This window comes from Occallatibacter sp. (assembly GCF_049510455.1).
Taxonomy (GTDB): Bacteria; Acidobacteriota; Terriglobia; order Terriglobales; family Acidobacteriaceae; genus Telmatobacter.
The window spans coordinates 18768-29775 of record NZ_JBEKYX010000054.1 but is presented as its reverse complement, the minus strand read 5'-3'; the positions used below and the strand labels follow the sequence as shown (position 1 = coordinate 29775).

The following is an 11008-nucleotide window of genomic DNA, read 5'->3' as shown; positions in this document are numbered from 1 at the left end:
GGCGACCTTCACAGTAACTGCCACCGGGGCTGCTCCACTGAGCTACCAGTGGAGCAAGAATGGCGTGGCGATTGATGGAGCCACTGGCGCCTCCTACGCTACGCCCACAGTGGCGTTGGGCGACAGTGGGGCAGCGTTTCAAGTGATGGTGAGCAACGCTTCGAGTTCCGCCACGAGCGGTAGCGCCACGTTGACCGCAGGACCGCGAGCGCCGGCGCTGGGCGACTTACGCTATTTGCTTTGTCAACAGGTGACCGCTCCCGGGTATTGCGTAGGCGACACTCTTATTATCAACGCCGTGGTGTATTCAGCGACGAATTCTTTGGGCACTCCTTATCAGATGGGATCGACTGCGATCACTACCGGGGGATGTGCATGGTTTGGCAGCGTTTGGCCTCTGCCGGCGGGCATGACCGGCCTGAACATGTACTACCAATACGACAATCCCGGCGACACGCCATACCCCGCCTATCTTGAATCGGTAGCCGCGCCCAATGTTGTCATCAATTCTATCGATCTGGAACCTCTCTGCGGTTTTGTCGCGTCCTGGGTGCAGACGACAGGGACCGGAGGGTTCGACTTCAAGATGGAATCGGTTCCGCCGTCACAGCTTCAAGCGACGGTGGCAGCGGATGGCGCCGCCAGCCGCATTGTGACGGCTACGACATTCGACGACAGTACAGGAAACGCCGTCCTGATCTCCTATGGCTGGCAAGGCGACACAACAACGATGTACGAAGCTCAAACGATGATCGCGACGCCGGACAATGTGGTCTCCGCGGCAACGACCCTGGCTGGGGAAGGTTATTTCATCAGCGCGTTTGGCGGCAACGATACCGATGGCTACATGCTGATCGGCATGCGCGTTCAAGGCGATACGTTGGCCCGTCCCATAGCGGCCGGGGCTCCGGCGAGTCCTGAGACTGTTCCCTACAGTATCGTAGTGTGGCTTTCTGAAGATGCAGGCCATTTCGGCACACAGCTTGGGGAACTATAAAGGGATTACTTAGAGCCTATTATTCACTTTCTGGCCTTCGCCTGCCTCATGGTCGAAGACCTCTTCAGGCTCTAGTTCACTGGATCAATCTGCAAAAGGCCGGAGCAAATGCTTTGGCCTTTTGCTTTTTACCGCAGGACGGAACGGTATATTTCTTCCCACTCGCGCGTTTTGGCTTCCATGCTGAACCGCTGCAGAATGCGGGCACGAGCAGCTTCGCCAATCCTGAGCCGTTCGGTGTCACTGAGGGCCATGATGCGAGCCATTGCCTCAGCGAGCGCATTGGAGTTCCCTGCCCGGACCAGCCAGTTGGACTCTGCCGTCATCTCCCGTACGCCGCCCACATCTGTAGCGACCACCGGCTTACCCATTGCCATGGCCTCGCCGAGCGCCAGCGGCATGCCTTCCCAGGCGGAAGCGAGTACGAATGCGTCGGCGGCATCCAGGAGGGTTGCTACATCGTGCCGCGAGCCAAGCCAGCGGATTTTGTCTTCGATGCCAAGGTTGCGGGCAAGCGACTGCAGTTCGTTTGTGCAGGAATGTTCACCGGCTCCTACGATCCATAGCCTGGCGGCAGGCTGCCCCAGTTGTAGCGCGGCAAACGCTCTCAGCAGGTTCGGATAGTCCTTTGCTGGAGCTAGCCTGCCTACGGCGATCCAGACAAAATACTTCCCGGTGACGCCCATTGTCGCGCGCATTGCATTGCGCTGGTTGAGGCTGGGGTGAAAATTGTCCGTCTCGATGCCGTTGGCAACAACGCCGCTTTTGTTTACTGCAATAGCTCGCAGCCGCGTGTAACGTTCGCAGGCTGCTTCACTCACAGCGATGGTCTGCCTGCTGAGCGGGTCTGAAATGCGGTAGGCGAGCATACGGAGCCGACCACCTTCATACACATTGTGAATTGTGGAGATTACAGGAACTCCGCCGCAGAGCCGGCCGAGCAGCCGACCGACAAGATTGCCGTGAAAATTGTGCGCGTGGATCAGATTGGGACCGAACTGACGGATGACAGAGGCTCCGCGTGCGAGGCCTCGCAGGGCGCTCCACGGATTCTTTTGAATGCCCAGATAGACCACGTCGAGCGAAGGCGAATCTGTTTCCGAGGCCGATTCCGAGAGCAGATCCTCTGCGCCGCGCGGCAGCAGAATCACCAGCCTGACGGCGTGTCCAGCGCGCGCCATTCGGCTCGCAAGCCAGAGGACTTGCCGTTCAGCGCCACCTACGCCAAGGGAGGTAAGAATGTAAGCGACACGCATGGACACTTAAATCTTACAAAAAACTACAGAAACAGTGGTAAAGTTGGCAGTACATCTCACGAGGAGCCCCATGGCTGGCGATATTCAACTTCAATGCAGCGACTGCGGACAGGAATTTTCCTTCACCGCTGCCGATCAGGCGTTTTTTTCAGAACGAGGTTTTTCCACTCCAAAGCGTTGTAAATCATGCCGCATGGCGAAGAAGGGCGAGCAACAGGGTGGTGGTGGTGGCGGAGGAGGCTATCGCTCCCAGTCGCCGTCATCGCATGGGTCTGGAACTCCGGTAATCTGCTCAGGATGCGGACAGCCGACGACCGTTCCCTTTGAACCGCGTGGCGACCGGCCTGTATTCTGCCGCGACTGCTATGTGGCCCGCAAAGGCTCAAGCGGCGGTGGCGGTGGACGCGGACGCTACTAGAGTTCCACTGCCGCATCCAATGCAGTTGGAATGACGACACGCTTCCCGATCGTCTAATTTGCAGCCGCCGTTCTTTGTGCGAATGGCGGAGCGTTGTCATCCGCACGTCAGCCTGCCCTCAATGCGGCAGGCTGCACGCCGCGTATTCGCGTGGATGGCTTCCGGAACTTCAACGGAAACCTGGGAACGGTGCTCTTTACCGGGCCGGAAGGATGGCCGGAGGATCCGAGCAAGTCGTTTCGCCACGGTCCTGCGCCCATTGATCCGGCCACCCGCACATCTGTGGCGGAGTGGACAGCCTGGCCGCAAAAACAAATACGCGGCGAGGGTGGGGACGCCCGAACTTTATACCTTGGGGAGAGATGCTCTGATGTTGCGGCCTGGGACGGCAGCGTCTGAGGATTTGCTGGAGCAACTTTCGCTTTTTGTTTTCGATGATTTACGGTGTTTACTAATTGATTATCATGAGCGGTTACTTTGGTGAGATACCCCCCCGAAAAAAAAATTTCTGGGCTGCCTTGAAAGAGCTACGGCCCGAATCCTTTTTGGGATTCGGGCCGTGGCTTTTTCTTCTGCTGATTTTGAGTAAAGCATAAATGGGGTTAATTGCATGCAAAGTTTCTGAAGGAGGTGGGGTTACGAAAGGGTGGTGGACTTTGGTAATGGGGAAAGAAAGGGACAAGGGACAAGGGACGAGGGACTAGGGAAAAGAGCAGTTATCCTCTTGCTGTGGAGCGATCCCAGCCTGGCCGCAAAAACGAATACGCGGCCAGGGTGGGGCGTCCACAACGGAAACTCGCAGGGCGTCAAGAACAAGGAGAGCGACGACCATCCGGACATTTATGTGTGCGGGCCGTTGAAGAAACCGTGGGCAGAGTTCTGGGCAAAGACGGAGGATTTCGGCTGAAGTCAGTAGAGCAAAACAGCCAGACGGTATTGGGTGAACCCACCTTCGATGTTCTGGGCGGGGCACGCGCCGATGGCGGCTTGCTGAAACTGGGTCGAGTGCAACTGGGCGGCTAGTTGTGGTGGCAGTTTGCTGAGGTCGGCGGTTTGCCAGCGCATGACGAAGCCCGGATCGCCGCCGCTGAGCTTTTCGGGCAGGCCGTGGTCCGCAGCGCAGGCGCGGCGGGCGTCGGTGGGATCGGTGCGGAAGCGAATGCTGGTTCCGGCGGCGCGGATGAGCGTGGTTATCTGGGCTTCAGCCTGTTCCGGTGTGTAGGAGCTGGTGGCGCGGGTGAAATCGGTGACAGCATAGAGATTGCCGTGGTGGGCGATGACGGCGATGCCGATGCGATCGACTTCCGGACTGAGCATGTTCTGGCGGTGACCTTCGGAGTGCATCCACTCGTCGTGAATCTGCCCGGCGCTGTGGCCGAAGGCGATGTTTTCTTCAATGAGGCTGAAGCGCACACCAGTTTGCGAGGCGCGTTCGCCAAGTTCCAGCTCACCTGGATAGACATGCTGAAGCGCTCCTTCCACCGACATGCGCTCACAGTGCTTCATGGCGGCCTGCGCGAGGGCTGGATCGACGGTGAGAGGCTGAAGACCGGCCTGGGAGCGAGCCTCATTGGCGAGGTTGACAAGCTTCTGGGCCGTGTCTGGTTGAGGACCAGAATCGGATTGGGCGTGGAGTGCGGGTAAGCACGCGAGTAACAAGCCGCTGACGAGGAAGGTGCGCCGGACGAAGGTCATACTCTATTGGATGAACGCGAGCGGAATGGGTTTGTCGCGGTATGCTCTAGGGTAACTATGGGATTTGCGGGGCAGGTGTGGAGGCGAGTTCGCAAGCAGCCGCTGGCGGCGGTAGGAGTCGTGCTGCTGGCGGTATTTATTCTTGGCGGGCTGCTCGCGCCGTGGCTTTCGCACTACAATCCCGCTGCGATTGACCTGACAAACAGACTGCAGACACCGAGCGCGGCGCACTGGGCGGGGACGGATGAGTTGGGACGCGATACGATGGCGCGGCTGCTGTGGGGAGCGCGGCTTTCGCTGGCCGTGAGTGTGACGGTAGTGGGTGTGTCTCTGGCGCTGGGGATTGCGATTGGCGGGCTGGCCGGATACCTGGGGGGATGGGTGGATACGGCGCTGACCACCTTTGCGATGAATACCTTCCTGGCGCTGCCGGGAATTTTGCTGGCGATTGCGTTTGCGGCGTTTCTGGGGCCGGGTTTTCTGAACCTGGTACTGGCGCTGGCGGTGGGCGGATGGGCCGGCTACGCCAGGCTGGTACGCGCGCAGGTCATGGCGGTGCGAGAGCGCGAGTATGTGGACGCGGCGCGGGCACTCGGCGCAAGCGGAATGCGGATCTTTTTGCGGCACATTCTGCCGAATATCCTGCAGCCGATTCTGGTGCAGGCTGCGATTGGAATGGCGGGGGTGATTCTGGCGGAGGCAACGCTGTCGTTTCTGGGACTGGGGATTCCCGCACCGGCTTCAAGCTGGGGCGCAATGCTGAACGATGCGCGGTCGCATCTGTTCGACTCGCCGCACCTAGTACTGTTTCCTGCGGCGGCGGTAGCGGGCGCGGTGCTGGGTTTCAACTTTCTGGGCGACGCGCTGCGGGACCGGCTGGACCCTCGGACGAGACTCGAAATGGGGCTGTAACCGGATGAAAATTGGGGTGGTAAGCGACACGCATGGGCTGCTGCGGCCAGAGGTAACGGCGGCGCTCGATGGCGTGGAGCGGATTCTGCATGTTGGCGACGTAGGAGACGCGGAGATTCTGCGGAAGCTCGAAAAGATTGCTCCGGTGACGGCGGTGCGGGGGAATATCGACTTCGATGGCGAGTGCGCGCGCCTGGCTGAAACGGAGATTCTGGAAGTTCAAGGAATTTCCATCTATCTGCTGCATATTATTGACAAACTTGATCTTGATCCCAGGGCGGCTGGATTTTCCGCAGTGCTGTTTGGGCACTCCCACAAGGCGGAAATTCGGCGTCATAATGGCGTGCTTTATTTCAATCCGGGCTCATGCGGGCCAAGGCGGTTTCAGCTCCCGGTGACGATGGGATTTTTGCGCTTGAACGCGGATGGGACTCTGGAAGCCGAGATCATTGACCTTGACTGAGAGGCTGGCTATGCCCTCATGCGGGGGTTAATCCAGCGGTAGACGATGTCGGTGAACAGGTTCACGAGGATATAGGTCAATCCGATGGACAGCAGGCATCCCTGGACCAGGGCGTAGTCGCGGTTGGAGATGGCATCGACAACCAGGCGGCCTAAGCCTGGCCAGGAGAAGATTTTTTCGGTGACGATGGCTCCGGCGAGGAGCGCGCCGAATTGCAGGCCGACGACCGTGACGATGGGCACAAGGGCGTTAGGCAAAGCGTGCCGCCAGACGACAGCGGATTCGGTGAGGCCCTTTGCGCGGGCGGTGCGAATGTAGTCCTGACCCAGTTCCTCAAGCATGGCGGTGCGGACCATCCGGGTAAGGATGGCGGCAAGCGAAGCACCCATGGCGATGGCAGGCAGGATGAGGTAGTGCCAATCGATGGCTTTGGTGCCGCCGTTGTTGGCTCCTGAGACGGGCAGCCAGCCAAGCAGGATGGAAAAGACAAGGATGAGTATGGGGCCGAGCGCGAGGCCGGGAACGGAGAGCCCGAAGAGGCTGACGACGGAGAGTACCTGATCGGTGAGCCGTCCGCGGCGGACGGCAGCCGCAATGCCTGCGGGAAGCGCGAGAAACAGGCCGACAATGAGGGCACAGAGGGTTAACGCGAGGGTGTAGGGGTAGCGCTGGGCGATGAGATGCGCAACGGAATCGTGGAGGCGGATCGATTCGCCGAGATCTCCGCGAAGGACGTTCTTCCAGTACTCGAAGTACTGCAGGTGAAGCGGGAGATCGAGGTGGTACTGATGCCGCAGGGCGGTGATGTCGGCCGCAGTCGCGCCGTCTCCCAGCATGGTCTGGATCGGGTCACCGGGCACGAGATGAATGAGCAGAAAGACGAGGGAGACGACCAGCCAGAGGACGGGAATGGTGAGAAGGAGACGAATGAGGATCTGCTTCATGCCTATGTTTTCACCATATATCAGGCGGTTTCAGGTTGTTTTTCGACGAGAGGAACCCAGAAGTGGAATCTGGTTCCTCTACCGAGAGTGGTTTCAACATCGATTCCGCCTCCGTGCGCCTGGAGAATGGCGCGGGTGATGGCGAGCCCCATGCCAGTCCCCTTGCCCGTGGCCTGGCCCCGGCGGCCGCGATAGAACTTTTCAAAGATGAGCGGCAGGTCGACGGCTTCGATGCCCGGGCCGCGATCTTCCACGGTAAAGTTAAGGTTTGAATTGGCGCGACCGCTGCGAAGAATAATAGGACTTCCAGGCGGAGAATAGCGCGCGGCGTTTTCAATAAGATGGCGCAGGACGCGGCTGATGAGATGCGAATCGAACCATGCGGGGGTATCGGTCTCATCTACTTCGATGATGACAGGATGGCCTGCGAGAGCGGCGCGGGACTCTTCAAGAGCATGCTCAAAGATGCTTCGAACATACTGCGGAGCGGTGCTTATGGTGACGGCGCGGGCATCGACCTCAGCCATTTCAACAGCTTCCCCGATGAGCTTATCGAGGCGCGCAGATTCTTCGTCGACGAGCAGGATGAGATCGCTGCGCGTGGCTTCGTCAAGGCCCTCATTCTGAACCAGGGTAGTAGCGGCAGCGCGGATGCCGGTGAGCGGAGTGCGGAGTTCGTGAGTGAGCGAATCGATGAGCGCAGTGCGAAGGCGCTCGCCTTCGCGGGAAGCCTCAATGCGGGTGTAGATTTCAATGGCCGCAGCGCGTGTAAGAGCAACGGAGACCTGCGCGGCAATTGCCGTGGCCGCATCGCGCGAGAGCGCATCCGGACGCCATGCCATTGCGCCGAGGTTCGTCATTCCCAGCATCAGCGCAATGGACGAAAACTCATCGTGCGAGCCCACGTTATGCCATGAGACGCGGCCGCGCATCTCCTCGTCCATGCCACGCGGCAGTTCGGCGACGGGACCGTAAAAGCGGTCCTGCTCCCGCACGTAGAGCACAACATCGCGCAGGCCGAAGGTCTTTCCAATCATCAGGGGCAGATCGCGCATGAGCAGACCGGCGTCATCGTGCAGCATCATCTCCTGGCTCAGCGTATAGAGGCGTTCCACATCGGCGCGGCGGATGTCCGCCTGCTGGGCTTGCTTGCGAGCGCGATCGGCGATGCGGCTCACGATAAGAGCGCTGGCAATGAACGAAAACAGTTCCATCCACTCCTGGACTCCAAGAAGCAGAAATGAAGCATGCGGCGGCAAAAAGTAGTACCAGAAGCTGAGCGCGCAGATGAATCCGACATAGAGCGAAAGCCGGACGCCGACGAGGGAAGCTGCCACGACCACGCCGGTGAGGAAGACAAGCCCGACAATGGAATCGTCGATCCGTGCCCGGGAAAGGAACGCCGTGGCGCCAGCTACGCAAAGGGTAGATACAAAAACGTGCAGGGAGACCCGCTTCAGCGTCTCCATTGGCAGTGTCTGAGCTACTCGCATGCGACCACCTTTCTTACAAAGCATGATACCGTCTGAAGCGGAAGTGGTATTGTTTGCAATGAAGAGGCTGTATGGCTGGAAGAATCCTGGTTATCGACGATGAGTCCCAGATTACGCGGGCGCTGCGCGCGGCGCTGACGGCGCAGGGCTTTGATATTCGCACGGCAAACGATCCGGAAGAGGGTCTGCAGGTTTTTCAGGAGTGGCCGCCGGACCTGGTGATTACGGACCTGATGATGCCGGGGGTGAGCGGCGTGGAGGTATGCCAAACGATCCGGCGCTCAGCGACGACGCCGATCATCGTGCTTTCCGTGCGCGACCATGAGCGATCCAAGGTGGAGGCGCTGGATGCGGGCGCAGACGATTATGTGACCAAGCCTTTCAGCATCCAGGAGCTGCTGGCGCGGGTGCGGGCGCATCTGCGGCGCGCTCCGGAGCGGACGGAAAACGCGATCGCGACGGGGGACTTTGTGGTGGACGTGACCGCGCACAGCGTGACCGTGCAAGGCAAAGAGGTTCACCTCACGCCGAAGGAATTTGACCTTCTCGCGCATCTGGCGCGGCATCCGGGCAAGGTGCTGACGCACCGCGCGCTGCTGACGGCGGTGTGGGGTGGTCAGGCGGCGCACCAGCCGGAGTATCTGCGGGTGTTTGTGGGGCAACTGAGAAAGAAACTGGAAGGCGAAACGGGACGGCAATACATTCACACGGAGCCGTGGATCGGATACCGCTTTGTTCCTGAAGGCTGGAATGAAGAACAATCGGGAGCGCAGTGAGGGCGCCCGCCCTTACGCATTCCTTAGAATTCACTTTGCCACTTTATAGATAAAAGCTGAAATTCTGGTTAGCGGCGAACATAAGCGCAACGCACTGTTCGCAGTGAGGATGGCATGTTGGACGATGCTCTGATGGTGCTCTTTACGGCAATCTTCTTTGCCGTTGCCTTTCTATATGTCAAAGCGTGCGAGAAACTGAGGTAGATACGTGCAAATTGACCCCATAACCGCCGCGGCCCTGGTTCTCTGCATTCTTCTGCTGGGGTATCTCGTCTTTTCCCTTCTTTTCCCGGAGAAATTCTAAAATGTCGGCGAATGGCTGGCTACAGTTTCTTGTCTACTCGATTGTTCTGCTGCTTACGGTGAAGCCCGTGGGACTGTATCTGGTTCGCGTGCTGGAAGGCAAGCGGACGTGGCTCCATCCCGTGCTGCACCCGGCGGAGCGGCTGATCTATAAGCTGGCCGGCGTAAACGCAGAGCATGAGATGCACTGGCGGCAGTACGCATACGCGGTGCTGGGCTTCTCCGCCGTGAGCATGGTAATAACGTATTTGATTGAGCGGCTGCAGGCAGCGCTGCCGGTGTGGAATCCGCAGAAGCTGGTGGCGGTGGGACCAGACCTGGCGTGGAACACGGCGGCGAGCTTTACGACGAATACGAACTGGCAAAGCTATACGCCGGAGACGACGATGAGCTACCTGACGCAGATGGCGGCTCTGGCGACGCACAACTTCTTCTCGGCCGCAGTCGGCATTGTGGTGGCCGTGGCCCTGGTTCGCGGAATCCAGCGCACCTCATCCAAGACGATTGGCAACTTCTGGGTGGATGCCACGCGGACGCTGCTGTATGTGCTGCTTCCGACATGTGTGATCTACGCGCTGCTGCTGGTGGCGCAGGGCGTACCGCAGAATCTGGCGAAGTATACCGCGGCGCACACTGTGGAGCAGGCAAACCAGACGCAGACAATTGCGCAGGGACCTGTGGCAAGCCAGGAAGCGATCAAGATGCTTGGCACGAACGGAGGCGGATTCTTTAACGCGAACAGCGCGCATCCGTACGAGAACCCAACGCCGTTTACGAACTTTCTCCAGATGCTTTCGATCTTTGTGATTCCGGCGGGGCTGACATACGCGCTGGGACGGATGACGGGATCGCAGGGACATGGATGGGCAGTGTTTGCGGCAATGTTTGTATTGTTCACTGCCGGGTTCACGGCAGTGTATTGGGCCGAGTCACAACCGCACCCGCTTCTGCATGGCGCAGCGCAAACCACGGTGGCGAGCGGCGAAACCGGCAACTACGAGGGCAAGGAAGTGAGATTCGGCATCTCACAGTCGTCCTTGTTTGCGGAGATTACGACGGCGGCAAGCTGCGGCGCGGTGAACAGCGTTCATGACAGCTATACGCCACTGGGTGGAATGGTAGTGCTGACGAACATTCTGCTGGGCGAGGTGATCTTTGGCGGCGTAGGGTCAGGGCTGTACGGAATGCTGATCTTTGTGGTGCTGGCGGTGTTTATTGCCGGGCTGATGGTGGGACGCACGCCAGAATACCTGGGCAAGAAGATCGAATCATACGACGTAAAGATGTCGATGCTGTATGTGCTGATCTTTCCGCTGATTATTCTTACGCTGACGGCGGTGTTTGTCCTGTCTCCGACGATTGGGCTTCCTGCGCTGACGAATAGTGGGCCGCACGGGCTGAGTGAGATTCTCTATGCGTTTACTTCCGCAACGGGGAATAATGGCTCGGCATTTGCCGGACTCAACGTTCCAGCCACCCCTGCTACGCAATGGTCGTACAACGTGGCATTGGGCTGGGCAATGCTGGCAGGACGTTTCCTGATGCTGATTCCCGTGCTGGCGCTGGCCGGGAACCTGGCTCAGAAGAAGGGCGTGCCGCCTTCACCGGGAACGTTTCCTGTGAATGGATGGTTGTTTTCGGTGCTGCTGGTGGGCGTGGTGCTGATTCTTGGCGCGCTGACCTTCTTCCCAGTGCTGAGCCTGGGACCGATTTTGGAGCACCTGCTTCTGCAGGCTGGACAGACGTTCTAA

General features: G+C 59.1%; 13 protein-coding genes. 9 read left to right on the top strand and 4 right to left on the bottom strand.

Annotation, left to right across the window (positions count from 1 at the left end):
- Nucleotides 1–64: 64 nt before the first annotated feature.
- Complete coding sequence (locus ABSG47_RS11510) at nt 65–997, top strand: hypothetical protein (protein ID WP_424169830.1); 933 nt, start codon at nt 65–67, stop codon at nt 995–997.
- A 128-nt stretch (nt 998–1125) separates the two neighbouring features.
- Here ABSG47_RS11510 and ABSG47_RS11505 read toward each other — a convergent pair whose 3' ends face one another.
- The gene (locus tag ABSG47_RS11505) at nt 1126–2253 is read right to left on the bottom strand and encodes a glycosyltransferase (RefSeq protein WP_424169829.1); all 1128 of its coding nucleotides are present in this window, start codon (nt 2251–2253) and stop codon (nt 1126–1128) included.
- Nucleotides 2254–2323: 70 nt separating this feature from the next.
- Between ABSG47_RS11505 and ABSG47_RS11500 the strand changes: the two genes are divergently transcribed.
- The 3 genes from ABSG47_RS11500 to ABSG47_RS11490 all read left to right on the top strand — a co-directional run bounded on the left by ABSG47_RS11500 (nt 2324) and on the right by ABSG47_RS11490 (nt 3578).
- A complete protein-coding gene (locus tag ABSG47_RS11500) occupies nt 2324–2671 on the top strand; it encodes a CxxC-x17-CxxC domain-containing protein (RefSeq protein WP_424169828.1) in 348 nt (115 codons plus the stop codon).
- Nucleotides 2672–2764: 93 nt separating this feature from the next.
- Entirely contained in the window at nt 2765–3070 is a 306-nt protein-coding gene (locus tag ABSG47_RS11495; RefSeq protein WP_424169827.1) for a hypothetical protein, read from the top strand.
- 325 nt (nt 3071–3395) lie between these two features.
- Nucleotides 3396–3578 (top strand): hypothetical protein, encoded by a 183-nt coding sequence (locus ABSG47_RS11490; protein WP_424169826.1) that lies wholly within the window; start codon nt 3396–3398, stop codon nt 3576–3578.
- Nucleotides 3579–3580: 2 nt separating this feature from the next.
- On the opposite strand, the gene ABSG47_RS11485 is transcribed toward ABSG47_RS11490, so the two are convergent.
- Complete coding sequence (locus tag ABSG47_RS11485) at nt 3581–4366, bottom strand: CAP domain-containing protein (RefSeq protein WP_424169825.1); 786 nt, start codon at nt 4364–4366, stop codon at nt 3581–3583.
- Nucleotides 4367–4423: 57 nt separating this feature from the next.
- Between ABSG47_RS11485 and ABSG47_RS11480 the strand changes: the two genes are divergently transcribed.
- Both ABSG47_RS11480 and ABSG47_RS11475 read left to right on the top strand, forming a co-directional pair.
- Nucleotides 4424–5278 carry an ABC transporter permease gene (locus ABSG47_RS11480; protein WP_424169824.1) on the top strand — a complete coding sequence of 285 codons (855 nt, stop codon included), beginning with the start codon at nt 4424–4426 and terminating at the stop codon, nt 5276–5278.
- Between the two features lie 4 nt (nt 5279–5282).
- The gene (locus ABSG47_RS11475; RefSeq protein ID WP_424169823.1) at nt 5283–5741 is read left to right on the top strand and encodes a metallophosphoesterase family protein; all 459 of its coding nucleotides are present in this window, start codon (nt 5283–5285) and stop codon (nt 5739–5741) included.
- A gap of 8 nt (nt 5742–5749) precedes the next feature.
- Here ABSG47_RS11475 and ABSG47_RS11470 read toward each other — a convergent pair whose 3' ends face one another.
- Together ABSG47_RS11470 and ABSG47_RS11465 are read right to left on the bottom strand one after the other, a co-directional pair.
- Nucleotides 5750–6685 (bottom strand): ABC transporter permease, encoded by a 936-nt coding sequence (locus ABSG47_RS11470; protein WP_424169822.1) that lies wholly within the window; start codon nt 6683–6685, stop codon nt 5750–5752.
- Between the two features lie 20 nt (nt 6686–6705).
- Nucleotides 6706–8178 (bottom strand): sensor histidine kinase, encoded by a 1473-nt coding sequence (locus ABSG47_RS11465; RefSeq protein ID WP_424169821.1) that lies wholly within the window; start codon nt 8176–8178, stop codon nt 6706–6708.
- 71 nt (nt 8179–8249) lie between these two features.
- Here ABSG47_RS11465 and ABSG47_RS11460 point away from each other — a divergent pair, with 71 nt between their 5' ends.
- The 3 genes from ABSG47_RS11460 to kdpA all read left to right on the top strand — a co-directional run bounded on the left by ABSG47_RS11460 (nt 8250) and on the right by kdpA (nt 11008).
- A complete protein-coding gene (locus tag ABSG47_RS11460) occupies nt 8250–8954 on the top strand; it encodes a response regulator transcription factor (RefSeq protein WP_424169820.1) in 705 nt (234 codons plus the stop codon).
- A gap of 208 nt (nt 8955–9162) precedes the next feature.
- Nucleotides 9163–9258, top strand: a complete 96-nt coding sequence (kdpF, locus tag ABSG47_RS11455; protein WP_424169819.1) for a K(+)-transporting ATPase subunit F — start codon at nt 9163–9165, stop codon at nt 9256–9258.
- 1 nt (nt 9259) lies between these two features.
- A complete protein-coding gene (gene kdpA, locus ABSG47_RS11450) occupies nt 9260–11008 on the top strand; it encodes a potassium-transporting ATPase subunit KdpA (protein WP_424169818.1) in 1749 nt (582 codons plus the stop codon).